Source organism: Actinophytocola xanthii (assembly GCF_001921205.1).
Lineage (GTDB): Bacteria > Actinomycetota > Actinomycetes > Mycobacteriales > Pseudonocardiaceae > Actinophytocola > Actinophytocola xanthii.
In genome coordinates this window covers 104627-119796 of record NZ_MSIE01000034.1, presented here as the reverse complement: position 1 = coordinate 119796, position 15170 = coordinate 104627, and the positions used below count along the sequence as shown (strand labels likewise).

The following is a 15170-nucleotide window of genomic DNA, read 5'->3' as shown; positions in this document are numbered from 1 at the left end:
TACAGGTCTGCACGCATGTACATTCGAGAAAACTTTACATGCCGTTCGGATTGTTTCTTGGAGATCGCATGCCGCTGACCCAGCGCTCGTCCTGGCTGAACGAGGATCTCGAGGCCTTCCGGGATCTCGCCCGCACCTTCTGCCAGAAGGAGATCGCGCCGAACCTGGAGCGCTGGGCGGTGGCCAAGCAGGTCGACCGCGAGCTGTGGCACAAGGCGGGCGAGGTGGGCCTGCTGTGCCTGAGCATCCCCGAGGAGTACGGCGGGGGCGGCGGCACCTTCGCCCACGAGGCGGTGCTGCTGGAGGAGCAGGCGCGGGTCGGCGACGACGCGTGGGGCAACTCCGTGCACAGCGGCATCGTCGCCCACTACCTGCTGGCCTGCGGCACGGAGGACCAGAAGCGGCGCTACCTGCCGCGGCTGGCGAGTGGCGAGCTCGTCGGCGCGATCGCGATGACCGAACCGGGCACGGGCTCGGACCTGCAGAACGTGCGGACCAGGGCGGTGCGCACGAGCGAGGGCGGGGACGACCACTACGTGCTGGACGGCGCGAAGACGTTCATCACCAACGGCGCGCAGGCGGGGCTCGTTGTCGTCGTGGCCAAGACGAACCCGGAGGAGCGGGCCCAGGGCGTCTCGCTGCTGCTGGTGGAGACCGAGGGGGCGGCGGGGTTCCGGCGGGGCCGGGTGCTGGACAAGATCGGACTGCACGGCCAGGACACCTCGGAGCTGTTCTTCGACGGGGTCCGGGTGCCGGCGGAGAACCTGCTGGGCGGCACCGAGGGGCTCGGGTTCGTCCAGCTGATGCAGCAGCTGCCGCAGGAACGGCTGATCATCGCTGTCGGGGCGGTCGCGGCGATGGAAGCCGCGGTGGAGATGACCGTTGCCTACACCAAGGAGCGCACGGCGTTCGGCCGCCCGGTCTTCCAGTTCCAGAACACGAGGTTCACCCTCGCCGAGGCGGCCACCGAGGTCGCCGTGGCCAAGGCGTTCCTCGACCAGTGCGTCGAGCGGCACCTGCGCGGCGAGCTGGACGTCACCGGCGCCGCGATGGCGAAGTGGTGGACCACCGACCGGCTGTCCCGAGTGGCGGACGAGTGCCTGCAGCTGTTCGGCGGTTACGGTTACATGAGCGAGTACCCGATCTCCCGGGCGTGGACCGCGGCACGCGTGCAGCGGATCTTCGGCGGCACCAACGAGATCATGAAAGAGATCATCTCCCGGTCCCTGTAGGTGAGGCGGAAGGCAGGTCGATGGGCGCAGGACCCCTCGTCGGGCTCAGGGTGGTGGAGCTCGCGGGCCTCGCGCCCGCGCCGTTCGCCACGACGGTGCTCGCCGACCTCGGCGCGGACGTGGTGCGGGTCGACCGGCCCAGGCCCGGCGCCGACGTGCTCACGTTCCCGCACGACCCGCTCTCCCGCGCCCGCCGCTGGATCGGCGTGGACACCAAGCAGCCCGCGGGGCGGGAGGTCGTGCTGCGCCTGGTCGACCGGGCCGACGTGCTGCTGGAGGGGTTCCGCCCGGGCGTCACCGAGCGCCTGGGCCTGGGCCCCGAGGACTGCCTCGCCCGCAACCCGGGCCTGGTCTACGGCCGCGTGACGGGGTGGGGCCAGGACGGCCCGCTGGCCCAGGCGGCCGGCCACGACATCAACTACATCGGCCTGGCCGGTGCGCTGGAGCCGATCGGCCGCGAGGGCGAGCGTCCGGTTCCCCCGCTGAACCTGCTGGGTGACTTCGGCGGCGGTGGCATGCTGCTGGCGCTGGGGGTGCTGGCGGCCCTGGTCGAGCGCGCCTCCTCCGGCCGCGGCCAGGTGGTCGACGCGTCGATGGTGGACGGGGCCGCCCTGCTGACCGCCGGCATGCACGGCCTGCGCAACATCGGCCTGTGGAGCAGGGGCCGGGGCCGCAACATGCTCGACGGCGGTGCCCCGTTCTACGACACCTACGAGACCGCCGACGGCCGCTACGTGGCGGTGGGCGCGATCGAGGAGCGGTTCTGGCAGGCCCTGGTGAAGGTGCTGGAGCTGGACCCGGAGGAGCTGGCGGGTCGGCTGGACCCCGAGCAGTGGGGGGCCGTGCGGGAGCGCCTGGCCGCGGTGCTGCGCACCCGCACCCGGGACGAGTGGGCGGCCCTCGCCGAAGGCACCGACGCGTGCCTCACGCCGGTTCTCACCCCCGAGGAGGCGGCGGAGCACCCGCACAACGTCGCCCGCGGCACGTTCGTGACCCTCGACGGGCACCGCCAGCCGGCCCCGGCGCCGCGCTTCAGCCGCACGCCGCCCGCCGACCCCGTGGCCCCCCATGCCCCCCGGGCCGACACCCCCGACGTCCTCGCCGAGCTGGGCTACCAGCCCGAGGAGGTGGACCGCCTACGGGCGGAGGGCATCGTGGCGTAGGGGCGGTTTGCCAGCGACGACCTGGATCACGAAGCCCATCGACCGGGACTGTGCGGACGCGCCCTAGGCACGTCCGCACAGCCCTCGGTCGCGGTCTTCGCGCTCAGTTCGCCGCTGGCGGCGTTGTCGGGACAGGCCGAGTACGACCCGGTACGAGGCCTGCCCTCCGCCTTGCCAGCGACGACCTGGATCACGAAGCCCATCGACCGGGACTGTGCGGACGCGCCTAGTCTCTGCCTCATGAGCACGAAGATCTCCACGGTGACGGTGTCGGTGCACGAGGGCGCCGGCGTCGGCGTGACCGGGGTGCTGGACGCCACGACCGTGGGCGAGGTCAACCGGGTGGTGGCGGAGTTCCTGGCGGTGGGGTGTGCCGAGCTGGAGGTGCTGACCCTGGACCTGAGCACCGTGACCGCCTGCGACCAGGCAGCCGTCGAGGCTGTCCGGCACGCGAGGGCGTTATGCGCCAAGCAGTCCCTGGCCCTGCGCGTCATCCCCAACGAGGAAGTGCGCCACGTCATCTGCCCGAAGCCCTAATCCCAGCTCTCCCCGCACCTTCACCGCCTCCTCACCGCGCCGAAACTGTCGGTCCCTCCCGGTACTCTGGTGACCGGGGGCCGGAGGCCGCCCCCTCTCCCCACTCCGCGCGACCAGCCCGCTAGCCCAGGTTGAAGTAGTCGCGGAAGCCGCGGAGGAACACGTCGAACTGGCCGCGCGCCAGCAACGGCCGCTCGACGGCTTTCGCCTCCATCGCGCCCAACGCCTGCCTGGCGCCGTCGTCGTCCCCGGACAGCATGTACGCGATGGCCAGGTTGCCGTCGTCCACCTGCGACCGTCGGCTGTCCGTACTGATCCGGGCGATCATGTCGGCAAGGGTCGGCATGCTCGCCAGGAACGGCTCCCCCTGGGCCACCAGGTCCGCCACGACCTGCTGGCCGGCGGCCTCCTCCCCGCGCACGCCGTCGGCGAAGGACATGTCCCACCGGGAGGGAGCCGCCCGCGCGACGAGATCCGCCAGCGTCGCGGCGGTCATGCACGCCCCCGCCGGCAGGCCGAGGAACAGACCGGAGAGCCGGGCGACCTCGACGTGGCGAACGGCGACCACCGGGTTCAGCCGCAGACCCCACTCCCGCGGTTCGACGTCCAGACCCAGCTCGAAGGAGATCTCGTCGTTCGGCCGCCGGGCGTAGGTGACGTACTCGTCGTCGTCCCAGGGTTCCGCCCGCGCCCAGCCGATGGGTGCCAGCCGCCGGTCGAGCTCGTCGAGGATCGTCATGCCGGCCGACGATAGCGCCGGCAGTCACCCCGCCCGCCCAGCCAGCTCAGTCGAACCGCCCGCCCCGCCCCGCGCCCTGGGCGAACCGCGCCGCCCCGGCGAGCCCTTCGCCCAGCACCTCCACCCCGCCCGCGAACTCCGCGGCCAGCGCCGCCCCCTCCGACTCACCCCACTGCGCGAGCACCGACGCGCGGTCCCTCCGCAGGCACCCCTGCGGGAACGCGGCCAACCGCCCCGCCAGCTCCTCCGCCTCCGCGCGTGCCCGCCCCGCCGGGACAACCCGGTTCGCCAGCCCCATCACCAGTGCCTCCCTCGCGTCCACCCGCCGACCCGTCAGCACCATGTCCATCGCCCGGCTCTGGCCGACCAGCCGCGGCAGCCGCACGGTCCCGCCGTCGATCAGCGGCACGCCCCACCGCCGGGAGAACACCCCGAACACCGCGGTCTCGTCGACCACCCGCAGGTCGCACCACAGCGCCAGCTCGAGCCCGCCGGCCACCGCGTGCCCCGCCACCGCGGCGATCACCGGCTTGCCGAGCGAGAGGCGGGTGGGACCCATCGGTCCATCACCATCGGTAGCCAATCGGTTACTCCGTTGGGTGCCCATCGCCTTCAGATCCGCGCCCGCGCAGAACGAGGGACCCACCCCGGCGAGCACCGCCACCCGTGCGGAGGAGTCCTCCTCGAACGCGCGGAACGCGTCGGCCAGCGCCGCGGCGGTCGGACCGTCGACGCAGTTGCGCTGGTCAGGACGGTTGATCAGCACCGTTGTCACCGGGCCGGACCGTTCGACGAGGACGGTTTCGATCATGGCGTGTCACCTCGCGAGTCGAAGTCGATCGACGTAAGGTCTGTGTGGGGTAGTGCACGCACCGTAGGCTGTTACGGCCATCGGTGTGACACAGGCGCGCGGAGCCGGCGCTGGACGCCGGAGGGGTAGCAGCGGACGGAGTGAGACGGTGAACGCGAAGAAGGCCATGATCCTGATCGGCGTGGCACTGGTGCTGTTCTACGTGATCACGCAGCCCACGCAGGCGGCGGAGGCGGTGCAGGGCATCCTCGGCTGGCTGCAGGACGGCGCCGAAGCGATCATCACGTTCATGAGGAACCTCTTCGCCTGATCGAGGAGGTCACGCTCGTCACCCGGTCTCCGTGGTGGCGGGCTCATCCGTGTCCGAACACCTGGTCAACGGGTCACCGACCGTGACAATGGTTGCCCGCATCTAGCGCCACATTGGACCGTACGGGTGGATTCTGCCTCTCCAACCCCTGTTTGACAGCTTTCCTCGAGATCAGGTCTGGCGGACTGTCGGTGCCGGCCTTTACGGTTCCCGCATCGACTTTCGCGGGCTGGTCCGCAGTTCTCTCGGAGGAGGCAGGATGCTCGACGATTCCGGTGTGGATGACCTGGTACGGCAGTGGACAGAAGATCACTCCAAGGCCACCGAGTCGGACGAGATCAACCGGATCGCGTCGGAGTGGCTCGCGGACGTGCCGGTGCAGCCGCGAACCGGGATCCCCGGCCAGCGCGCCAGGGGCGGCAGCGGCTCCTGGGCGGCCGTCGAGGCCACCGACCCCCGTTTCTTCGCCGCCATGCGTGAGCGACTGCCGGAAGTGCCCGCCGAACTGCTCTCCGCGGCGGCCGGCTGGTGGCAGATGGTCGGCGGCCTCGCCGAGGCCAAGGAGTGGTGGGACGCCGGCATCAGCCCGCTCGACCAGCGTGCGCTGGACTACCGCGCCGCCGGTCTCGCCCCCTCCGACCTCAGCCGCCGGCTCGGTCCGCTGACCGTGCTCCAGCACCTCCGCAAGGGCAGCGCCCCCGCCTGGTGCGTGGCCCGCCTGCAGCGACAGAACGAGCGCCGCTCCGCCTGATGTCGTAACGCGGCGGCGCGAGCGTCGTTGACCACGTGTGATCACAGCCCACACCGACGGGGGTCCCCGGTTCGGTGTACTCCTTCGGCTCGGCATCGTGCTCCTGATCCTGGCCGTGGGGACGGGTGGTGTGTTGTTGCTGCGGGCCGCGACCTCGCCCGAGACCGGCCCGCCCAGCACGGAGAACCTCGCCGCGACCATCCCCGCGGCGGACGTGGACCCCGGCGAGGTCACCCCGGCGAGCGCGGCCGCCCACCTGGACTCCCCGCGCACGTCCGGCGGCGACCCGCTCCGCTCGTGGGCGACCGGCCTGGCCGCGCCGACCGGCATCCCCGCCCGAGCCCTCATGGCCTATGGCAACGCCGAGCTCGTCCTGCGCACCGAGGACCCCGGCTGCCACCTCTCCTGGGCCACCCTTGCCGGCATCGGCCGCATCGAGTCCGACCACGGCCGCTTCGGCGGCGCCACGCTGAACGACGACGGTCGACCCTCCCGACCCATCATCGGGGTGCCGCTCGACGGTTCGGCCGGGGTGCGCGCGATCTCCGACACCGACGCGGGCCGGTTCGACGGCGACGACCGGGTGGACCGGGCGGTCGGGCCGATGCAGTTCATCCCCTCCACCTGGCACCGCTGGGCCGCCGACGCCAACCTCGACGGCCGGGGCGATCCGCAGCAGATCGACGACGCCGCCCTCGCCGCCGGTCGCTACCTGTGTGCTGGCGGTCGCGACCTGGCCGTGCCAGCCGACTGGTGGGCCGCGGTGTTCTCGTACAACAACTCGCTGCCCTACGGCCAGAAGGTCTTCGGCCTGGCCGACGGCTACGCGCGGACGGCGGGGTAGCCCCGGAGTGTTAGCGTCGGGAACGTGAAGGGCGGACTGACGGCGCGTCGGCTGGGCATCGTCGTGGTGTGCGTGGTGTCCCTGATCGGGTGCGTCGGGCTGGCCTGGTGGCAGTGGCAGCGCTTCGAGTCCTCCAGCGGCAGCTGGCAGAACCTGGGGTACGTACTGCAGTGGCCGCTGTTCGGCCTGTTCCCCGCGTTCATGTTCTGGCGCCTGCGCAAGCTCCGCCACGACCCCGAGCCGCCGGCACCAGCCTCGCCCGCGGCCGAGGCGGGGGAGTCGTGGGAGCCCGCCCCGCGGCCGGCCGCCCGGACCGACAAGGATGAGGACGACCCCGAGCTGGCCGAGTACAACCGCTACCTGGCCCGCCTCAACGAGATGGATCAGCAGGAGTCCCGATGACACCCCCCGAGACGCCGGTGACCAGCGACGAGGAGAACCCGGTCCAGGCGACCGGCGCGGCCGGGGTACACGGCGCCCTCGCCCGCTACCGGGTGATGGCCTACATCGTCGGCGTCGGCCTGCTCGCACTGTGCTTCTCGATGGTCATGGAGTACGGCTTCGACGAGGACCGGTACACCGCGCTCGTCGGGCCGGTCCACGGCTTCCTCTACATCGTGTACCTGGTGGCCACGGTGGACCTCGCGATCAAGGCCAGGTGGTCGATGAAGGGCACCGTGCTGGTGATGCTCTCCGGCGTGGTCCCGTTCGTCTCGTTCGTCGCCGAGCGGTCGGTCTCGCGCAAGGTCCGCGAGGGCGTCCGGCTGTAGGGCACGTCCGCACAGCCCTCGGTCGCGGTCTTCGCGCCCAGCTCGCCGTTTCCGCCGCGGCGTCATCGGCCGAGCCCGGTCAGCGACCGGACCTCCATCTCGGCCTGCTTCACCGGGTCGGCCGGCTCCCCGCTCAGCACCGTTCCCAGGTACCCGGCGAGGAACGAGACCGGGATCGAGACCAGCCCGGGGTTGGTCAGCGGGAAGAGCTGGAAGTCCAGCCCCGGGAACAGCGACGTGGGAGCTCCGGACACCACCGGCGACACCAACACCAACAGCAGGCAGGACCCGAGCCCGCCGTACATGGCCCACAGCGTGCCCACCGTGTTGAACCGCGGCCAGAACAACGAGTAGAGAAGTGTCGACAGGTTCGCCGAGGCCGCGAACGCGAACGCGAGTGCCACCAGGAACGCCACGTTCTGCCCGTTGGCGAGGATGCCCCCGATGATCGCCAGCACCCCGACCACCACGGCCGTCAGCCGCGCGACCCGGACCTCGGCCTCGGGCTCCACGTCACCCCGGCGGAAGATGGTGGCGTAGACGTCGTGGGCGAACGACGCCGAGGCGGTGAGCGTCAGCCCGGCGACCACGGCGAGGATCGTCGCGAACGCCACCGCCGAGACGATCCCGAGGAGCACGGTGCCGCCGATCTCGAACGCGAGCAGCGGCGCGGCCGAGTTCTCCCGGCCGGTGGAGCCGAGGATCCGCTCCGAGCCCACCAGTGCCGAGGCGCCGTACCCGATCACCAGCGTGGCCAGGTAGAACACCGCCATCGTGCAGACCGCCCAGACCACCGACCGGCGCGCCTGGCGGGCGTCGGGCACCGTGTAGAACCGCATGAGCACGTGCGGCAGGCCGGCGGCGCCGAGGACCAGGGCCAGCGACAGCGAGATGAAGTTCAGCTGGCTCGTCGTCGTCCCGTACTGCGTGCCGGGCTCCAGCACCCGCTCGCCCTGGCTGTTGTTCGCCGCCGCCTCCTCGAGCAGCGCGGACATACTGAAGCCGAACTTGCCGAGCAGGAACACGGTCATCAGCACCACGCACAGCACGAGCATCGTGGCCTTGATGATCTGCACCCAGGTCGTGCCCTTCATGCCGCCGACCAGGACGTAGCAGATCATCACCAGCCCGACGACGCAGATCACCAGCGCCTGCCCGCCCCTGCCCGGCACGTCCAGCAGCAGCGCCACGAGTCCGCCGGCGCCGGCCATCTGCGCCAGCATGTAGAAGAACGAGATGACCAGTGTCGAGGTGGCCGCGGCGGCGCGGACCGGGCGCTGGCGCATCCGGTAGGCCAACACGTCGCCCATCGTGAACCGGCCGGTGTTGCGCACGAGCTCGGCCACCAGCAGCAGGGCCACCAGCCAGGCGACGAGGAAACCGATCGAGTAGAGGAACCCGTCGTAGCCGTGCACCGCGATCGCGCCAGCGATCCCGAGGAACGACGCGGCGGACAGGTAGTCGCCGGTGATCGCGATCCCGTTCTGCGCACCGGAGAAGGCGCTGCCCGCGGCGTAGTAGTCCGATGTGGACTTGTTGTGGTGGCTCACCCGGTACACCACGTACAGGGTGATCGCGACGAAACCGGCGAACACGAGCATGTTGAGGACCGGGCTCCCGGTCGACCCGGCGCCCTCGTTCACCGCCCGGCCTCCACGCCGTCGCGGATCGCCTCGGCCTGGGGGTCGAGCCGCCGTCGTGCGTAGAGCACGTAGCAGGCGGTGATCGCGATCGTGGAGGCGAACTGCAGCAGCCCCAGCACGAGGCCCACGGTGACCGAGCCGACCAGCCGGTGGCTCATCAGCCCGTGGGCGAAGGCGGCGAGCAGGACATAGGTCAGATACCACAGGAAGAACAAAGCGGCCAGTGGAAAAACGCACCACCGGAATGAGCGCCTGAGGGCGACGAACTCGGGGCTTTCCCGGATGGCCACGTAGTCCGGCTCCCTTTGTGCCGCCGGTATCCCGGTCGAGATCCGGTCGGTCTCCCCGATGATTCCACCGAAGTCGCCGCCGGGTGCGCGTGACCGGGACGTGATCCGGTGGTGAACCACCTGAGTCATATGTTCCTCCGGAGAACACAGGGTTTAGCCGCCGAGTTTGGGCCCCTGGTGGAAACCTTCACGGACTATACGTCGAGAAGGGGAACAGCCGTCAAACCTGGGCGGTGACGACATCCTACGGCGAAGCCGTCTCGTCGCGGTCGGAATCACACGATGGGGCGATGAAGGAGTGACGGCCCGTCGCGGCACCCGGGTTGGGCGGCCTTCGTTCCGCAACTCGCCGTCGGCCGGTTCGGCTCCGCCGGTCGTCGTGCACCCCGCCCAGGTGGCTTCGGGCGCGCACGGGGGTCGCACCGGTTCGGCGGCATGGTTCCGCAGTGACCGGTTCATCCTGACGCGCCCCCCTTCGTCCACTCGGTCGAGTCATTCGAGGGAAAGACATCGACGCACAGTAGAACTCGGGTGATCAACTCACTCCCGTCCTTCCCGGACCGACTCTCCTTCGCTCGTTTCCGGTGTCGTTCCGCAGGTCAACGGCCATTTCTCGGACGACTTCCCAGGTCTGGTGATTGATGTACGATCGTTGCTCAGTTCTCGTCTTCGCGGTGCGTCGAGAACCGGGTTCGGCATTGCCGTGCCTTCGAGGAGGGAGCGAGTACTGCCATCGAATAAAGACGGCCCACGCAGTATGTCCCGAGTAGTGGTGCCGTAATTTCCGCTGCGTTCGATTCGGTTTCACTGTTCCTCATTCCAGAAATGGGGCTGGCGTCTTGACTGACAAGCTGACGCGAACCGGGGAGCCGGTGTCCCGGCTTGCGGCGCTGGGAAGGGTGCTGGCCGGCTGGCGCGACTGGGACATCCCGGTCAAGCTCGCCGCCGTCACCCTGGTTCCGGTGGTCTTCGCGATCGTGCTGGGCGCGATGCAGATCGCCGACCAGGTCGACCGCGCGAGCTCCTACCGCCGGGTCGACCGGCTGGTGGTGGTGAACGAGGAACTGCGCTCCCTGGTCGCTGCGGTGCAGCGGGAGCGCACGGCCACCGTCTCGCTGCTGGCCGCGGCCGTCCCCGATGCGGGCACGGCCCTGCGGGACGAGCGGGCCGCTGTCGACACCGCGCGGGACGCCTTCACCCGGGCGACCCGGCGGGTGACCCTCGACGGCGAGGTCGCCGCCGCCCGCTACGGGGAGGTCCTGGCCACGCTGCGCGAGCTGCGCGGCGTCCGTCAGCAGATCGACGACAGCCGCCTGGACACGCCGACCGCGGTCGTGCGTCTCACCGCCGTCACCGACGCGCTGCTCCGGTTCGACCGGGCGCTGTCGGCCGAGGCGATCGACCCCCGTCTCGTGGCCGCCTCGGCGAGTCTGCACGACCTCGGCGTGATCGCCGAGCAGCTGCGGTACCAGCACGCGTTGGTCGCCGCCGGGATCGAGCGCGGCGGGCTCGGCGGCACCGAGCTCGCGGAGCTGCGGGCCTCCCTGGCCCGGCTCGAGGACACGACCGCGGACTTCCACGCGATCGCCGCGGCACCCGTCGTCCAGGCCTTCGACCGGGTCGCCGGCGAGCAGGTCGCGGCCGGGCGGGCCAGCCTGGTGGCCACGGTCGTGGCCAGCCCGGCCCGGACGCCCGTCCCGGCCACGGTGGCGGAGTGGAACAGCGCCTCGGAGGCCACCGCCCGCGGTGTCGCCGGCGTAGCCGAGCTGCTGGGCCGCCAGCTGCGGGAGCGCTCGGCCGCGCTCCAGGACGAGGCGAGCGACGGGGCCGGGCTGGCCGCGGTGATCCTGCTGGTCGCGCTGGTCGTGGCGCTCGGGGTGATGGCGGTGGTCGGCCGGCACCTGCTGAGCTCGCTGAGCGCCCTGCACACGAGCGTGCTCGAGGTGGCGAAGCACCGGCTGCCGGCGGCCGTCGCCCGGATCCGGGAGGGTGGCGAGGACGCCGACTCGATCGCGCTCGAGCCGGTCCCGGTGACCTCGCGGGACGAGGTCGGTCAGGTGGCCCGCGCGTTCGAGGCCGTGCAGTGCCAGGCGCTGCGGCTGGCGTCCGAGCAGGCGGGCCTGCGGGCGCAGTACTCGAGCGTGTTCGTCAACCTGTCGCGCCGCAGCCAGGGACTCGTCCAGCGCCAGCTGCACCTGCTCGAGCGGCTCGAGCGGGACGAGGAGGACGCGGACCAGCTGGCGACGCTGTTCCAGCTGGACCACCTCGCGACCCGGATGCGGCGCAACAACGAGAACCTGATGGTGCTGTCCGGCAGCGACGTCGGCCGGCGCAACCAGCCCCCGACGACCCTGGCCGACCTGTTGCGGGCCGCGGTGTCGGAGATCGAGCAGTACCAGCGGGTGGTCATGCTCCCGCCGCCGTCGGTCCTCGTGGTCGGCTACGCGGTCGGCGACCTGGTGCGCCTGGTGGCCGAGCTGCTGGACAACGCGACGGCGTTCTCTCCGCCGGAGACCAGCGTGACGATCACCTGCCATTCGTACGAGGACGGTGCGGTGGACGTCGAGGTGCTCGACGAGGGCATCGGGATGACCCAGGACGAGCTGGACCAGGCGAACGCGAAGCTCGCCGACATCGGGTCGATCGACGTGACGACCAGCCGGCGGATGGGCCTGTTCGTGATCGGCCGGCTCGCGTCCCGGCACGACATCGAGGTCGAGCTCGACCACGCCCACGAGGCGCGGGGCGTGCGGGCCGTCGTCACCGTCCCGCCCGAGCTGATCGCTGACCCGGCGGTCGTCGTCGAGCCGTCGACCGGAGAGAGCCCGGCGAGCGGACTGGTCCCGTTCACCCCGCCGGCCAACGGACATCCCAGGACGCCCGCGGCACCCGGGCTGGTCGGCGCGACCGGCCTCACGCCGTCCCCGCTGCCGCGCCGCCTCTGGCTCGACGAACCGGACCTTCCACAGGAGCCCGCCGGCGACTCGCCGGCCGAGACCACCGCTGTCGACCTCTGGCGGTCGACGGGCCCCGAAGAGGTGACGGTGCCCGGGCTGGAGCCGGTGGGCGAGGCGGGGTCCGATGTGGCTGGCGACGGGGACGAGCCGAGGAGCTGGTCGGGCGTTCTGTTCGGAGGCACCGAAGGCCCGGCGCCGACGTGGGCGGACGGCGAGCCCGTGACCGCCGCCGAGGCGGCTCGCGGCTTCGCCCCCCAGCTGGGGGACGAGCGTGACCGCGGCTCGGCGGTGGGTTCGGCACAGACGGCCGGCGAGGTGGAGTCCGTTGCGGAGGGAACGGTCGAGGCCGGGCCCGACGATGACGCCTCCGCCGGCTCGGGTGACGATCGCCGGGAGACCCCGAGGTCTGGCGACGACCAGGTGGGAGCGGTCGCGGCTGGAGCTGAGGCCGAGAACGTGGCCGCCGCCACCCCACCCCCGGCGGTGGATCCGGCCGAGGGGGAGCGGGCGTCCTCGCAGCGGTCGGCGGCCGACGCCCCGCCGCCGGTGGACCGGCCCGGGGCGGTCACGGGCGGCCAGGCCAGCGAGGACCTCGCTCCCACCTGGCCCTTGCCAGGCGACGACCTCGCTGACCGCACATCCGGGACGGGGACCGGTGCAGGGGCCGGTCCCACGTCCCACCCCCCCGAGCAGCTCCACCCCCGCATGCCGCTGCCCCGGCGCGCGCCCAGCGGCAGGCCCGGCCGGATGCTGCCCGACATCGCCCACCCACGGCCTCCGCTCGCCCCGCCGGCCGGGCTGCCCGCCGCGCCGCCGCCCGGTCAGCCGCCCCGTTCGCATCCTGCAGGCCACCGGCACGGACCCGGCGGCTGGTGGACGCCGCGCGGCCCGGGCACCCCGGTCGACCCGGCGGCGCTGGCCGAGACCACGCCGATCTTCGACGAGATGGTCACCGCCTGGTTCCGGGCGGTCACCGACCAGTCGGAACCAGGCCGGTCGCCCGAGGGGGAGCCATGGCGGTTCACCGCCGACGCCGGTTTCCAGGCGGCGCGGACGGTGTCGCGGGCCGAGCCGGCCGAGTTCACCGACACCGGCCTCCCCCGGCGCAACCCGAGCCAGTACCTCGTCCCCGGCAGCGTCGCCAACGACACCCCGGCCGGCCCGCCGCGGCACGGCAAGGCGGCGGAGAGCGTCCGGGACCGGCTCAGCGACTACCGCCACGGGGTCCGCCGGGCCCGGGACCACCAGGGCGGCAACCGGCACTGCCAGCGGGACGCCCCGCTCGAGCACGCCGAGGACTGGCATTTCGCCGAGCCGGTGGCTGGGTCGCCGCCGCCGGACTTCACCTCGGGCGGGCTGCCTCGGCGCGTCCCGCTCGGCAACCTCGTTCCCGGCAGCATCACCGCGTCCGGAGAGGGGCCGCCGCCCCGCCGGGAGCAGGCGGCGGAGCTGCGCGGGCGGCTCGACAGCTTCCAAAGAGGACTGTCGCGGGGCAGACGCAGCCTGGCCGAGCGCGCCGCGACCAACGCCAACCCGCGATCCGTACCCACAGGAGAGTGAATGACGTCGCCACAGTCCCAACCGAGCCAGTTCGGGTGGTTGGTCAACGACTTCGCCGAACGCGTCCCCGGTGTCGCGCACGCCGTCGTGGTGTCCGCGGACGGGCTCCTGCTCACGTCCTCGGCCCGGCTCCCGGCCGACCGAGCCGACCAGCTCGCGGCCGTCGCCTCCGGTCTGGTCAGCCTCACCCAGGGCGCCGCGCGCTGCTTCGAGGCGGGCGGGGTCAAGGAGACGATCGTCGAGATGCAGGGCGGGATCATGCTGCTGATGGCCATCAGCGACGGGTCCTGCCTCGCCGTGCTCGCCTCGCCGACCTGCGACATCGGCCAGGTGGCGTACGAGATGACGATGCTGGTCGACCGCGTCGGCCAGCTCCTGACTCCCGAGCTTCGCGCTCAGCTCAAGGGCGCAAGCGGGAGGATGGTTGGGCTGCCGGTGTGAGTTCCGACGACCCGGACCCCGGCAGGTTCGCCGACGTGCTGAACGGCCTGACCTTCGGCCGCGGCCGGCGACGCGGCAGGCAGCAGCGGCCGTCCGCTTCGGACTCGCCGGCGAACGACCCCCCGTCCAGCCAGGAAATCATGAAACGCATCGACTGGCCTCCGCCGTCAGCGGCCGACTACGCCTTCGAGGGTGATGCGGCGATCGTCCGGCCGTACACCTGGACCAGGGGGCGGACCCGGTCCGCTGTGGACATGCGGATCGAGGCGATGGTGTCCACCAGCGAGCTGGGGGAGGACATCGAGGGCATGCCGCAGGTCGAGCACCGCTCGATCGCCCGGCTGTGCACCGAGCCGCGGTCGGTCGCCGAGGTGGCGACGACGCTCGGGGTGCCGCTCGGCGTGGCCAAGGTACTGCTCGGGGACATGGCCGGGCTGGGCCTGGTCGTCGTGCACAAGACCGCTACCGGTGGCGCCAACAAGGCGCACCTCGTGTTGATGGAAAGGGTGTTGAGTGGACTCCGTCGCCTTTGAGGCTTCCGGCGAGAGCTCCTCGATGACATCGGTCAAGATCGTTGTCGGAGGAGGGTTCGGTGCGGGGAAGACGACGTTCGTGGGGTCGGTCTCCGAGATCATGCCGCTGACCACCGAGGCGGTGATGACCGAGGCGAGTACGGGGATCGACGACCTGCACGCCACCCCGACCAAGACGACGACCACCGTGGCGATGGACTTCGGCCGCGTCTCGCTCGACGAGGACCTCGTGCTGTACCTGTTCGGCACGCCCGGCCAGGAGCGGTTCTGGTTCATGTGGGACGACCTCGTCCGCGGCGCGATCGGTGCCGTCGTGCTGACCGACACCAGACGGCTCGCCGACTCGTTCTCCCCGATCGACTTCTTCGAGGACCGCGGCCTGCCCTACGTCGTCGGGCTCAACTGCTTCGACGGCCGGCAGGACCACGCCGTCGACGAGGTGCGCGACGCGCTGGCCATCGGGGAGGAGGTGCCGATCGTGCGGTGCGACGCCCGGGACCGGGAGTCGGTCAAGCAGACGTTGATCACCCTGGTCGAGTACGCGATGGAGCGCTGGGTCGCCGCACACGGAGCGGGTGTCGGCTAAGCG

Annotated in this window: 16 protein-coding genes; 12 read left to right on the top strand and 4 right to left on the bottom strand. The window is 71.7% G+C overall.

Annotation, left to right across the window (positions count from 1 at the left end; all coding sequences use genetic code 11):
• The first annotated feature begins 68 nt into the window (after nt 1-68).
• The 3 genes from BU204_RS19240 to BU204_RS19230 all read left to right on the top strand — a co-directional run bounded on the left by BU204_RS19240 (nt 69) and on the right by BU204_RS19230 (nt 2932).
• Nucleotides 69-1232, top strand: coding sequence for an acyl-CoA dehydrogenase family protein (locus BU204_RS19240; protein ID WP_075127078.1), 1164 nt, complete (start codon nt 69-71; stop codon nt 1230-1232).
• Nucleotides 1233-1252: 20 nt separating this feature from the next.
• On the top strand, nt 1253-2395 hold the full coding sequence (locus BU204_RS19235) for a CaiB/BaiF CoA transferase family protein (RefSeq protein ID WP_075127077.1): 1143 nt from the start codon (nt 1253-1255) through the stop codon (nt 2393-2395).
• Nucleotides 2396-2635: 240 nt separating this feature from the next.
• Complete coding sequence (locus tag BU204_RS19230) at nt 2636-2932, top strand: STAS domain-containing protein (RefSeq protein ID WP_075127076.1); 297 nt, start codon at nt 2636-2638, stop codon at nt 2930-2932.
• Nucleotides 2933-3053: 121 nt separating this feature from the next.
• Here BU204_RS19230 and BU204_RS19225 read toward each other — a convergent pair whose 3' ends face one another.
• Both BU204_RS19225 and BU204_RS19220 read right to left on the bottom strand, forming a co-directional pair.
• Nucleotides 3054-3671: a hypothetical protein gene (locus tag BU204_RS19225; protein ID WP_075127075.1), complete on the bottom strand. Its 618-nt coding sequence runs from the start codon at nt 3669-3671 to the stop codon at nt 3054-3056.
• Between the two features lie 46 nt (nt 3672-3717).
• Nucleotides 3718-4482 (bottom strand): crotonase/enoyl-CoA hydratase family protein, encoded by a 765-nt coding sequence (locus BU204_RS19220; RefSeq protein ID WP_075127074.1) that lies wholly within the window; start codon nt 4480-4482, stop codon nt 3718-3720.
• A gap of 148 nt (nt 4483-4630) precedes the next feature.
• Between BU204_RS19220 and BU204_RS40135 the strand changes: the two genes are divergently transcribed.
• The 5 genes from BU204_RS40135 (at nt 4631) to BU204_RS19200 (ending at nt 7157) form a co-directional block, all read left to right on the top strand.
• Nucleotides 4631-4792: a hypothetical protein gene (locus BU204_RS40135; protein ID WP_158073479.1), complete on the top strand. Its 162-nt coding sequence runs from the start codon at nt 4631-4633 to the stop codon at nt 4790-4792.
• Nucleotides 4793-5051: 259 nt separating this feature from the next.
• Nucleotides 5052-5543, top strand: a complete 492-nt coding sequence (locus BU204_RS19215; RefSeq protein ID WP_075127073.1) for a transcriptional regulator — start codon at nt 5052-5054, stop codon at nt 5541-5543.
• Nucleotides 5544-5580: 37 nt separating this feature from the next.
• On the top strand, nt 5581-6387 hold the full coding sequence (locus BU204_RS19210) for a lytic transglycosylase domain-containing protein (RefSeq protein ID WP_143229592.1): 807 nt from the start codon (nt 5581-5583) through the stop codon (nt 6385-6387).
• 24 nt (nt 6388-6411) lie between these two features.
• Entirely contained in the window at nt 6412-6789 is a 378-nt protein-coding gene (locus BU204_RS19205) for a hypothetical protein (RefSeq protein WP_075127072.1), read from the top strand.
• Entirely contained in the window at nt 6786-7157 is a 372-nt protein-coding gene (locus BU204_RS19200) for a DUF3817 domain-containing protein (protein ID WP_083661432.1), read from the top strand. The genes BU204_RS19205 and BU204_RS19200 overlap by 4 nt, the downstream gene beginning before the upstream one ends.
• Nucleotides 7158-7219: 62 nt before the next feature.
• Here the strand turns inward: BU204_RS19200 and BU204_RS19195 are convergent, their stop codons facing one another.
• Both BU204_RS19195 and BU204_RS19190 read right to left on the bottom strand, forming a co-directional pair.
• A complete protein-coding gene (locus BU204_RS19195) occupies nt 7220-8758 on the bottom strand; it encodes a solute symporter family protein (RefSeq protein ID WP_075127105.1) in 1539 nt (512 codons plus the stop codon).
• A 38-nt stretch (nt 8759-8796) separates the two neighbouring features.
• On the bottom strand, nt 8797-9219 hold the full coding sequence (locus tag BU204_RS19190) for a DUF485 domain-containing protein (protein ID WP_075127071.1): 423 nt from the start codon (nt 9217-9219) through the stop codon (nt 8797-8799).
• A gap of 710 nt (nt 9220-9929) precedes the next feature.
• On the opposite strand from BU204_RS19190, the gene BU204_RS19185 reads away from it, so the two are divergent.
• From BU204_RS19185 to BU204_RS19170, 4 genes are read left to right on the top strand one after another with little or no spacing between them, the layout of a single operon-like run.
• The gene (locus tag BU204_RS19185; RefSeq protein WP_143229591.1) at nt 9930-13607 is read left to right on the top strand and encodes a sensor histidine kinase; all 3678 of its coding nucleotides are present in this window, start codon (nt 9930-9932) and stop codon (nt 13605-13607) included.
• Nucleotides 13608-14048 carry a roadblock/LC7 domain-containing protein gene (locus BU204_RS19180; protein ID WP_075127069.1) on the top strand — a complete coding sequence of 147 codons (441 nt, stop codon included), beginning with the start codon at nt 13608-13610 and terminating at the stop codon, nt 14046-14048.
• On the top strand, nt 14045-14581 hold the full coding sequence (locus BU204_RS19175) for a DUF742 domain-containing protein (protein ID WP_083661431.1): 537 nt from the start codon (nt 14045-14047) through the stop codon (nt 14579-14581). Before BU204_RS19180 ends, BU204_RS19175 begins: the two co-directional genes overlap by 4 nt.
• A complete protein-coding gene (locus BU204_RS19170) occupies nt 14562-15167 on the top strand; it encodes a GTP-binding protein (protein WP_075127068.1) in 606 nt (201 codons plus the stop codon). Before BU204_RS19175 ends, BU204_RS19170 begins: the two co-directional genes overlap by 20 nt.
• The last annotated feature ends 3 nt before the right edge of the window (nt 15168-15170 follow it).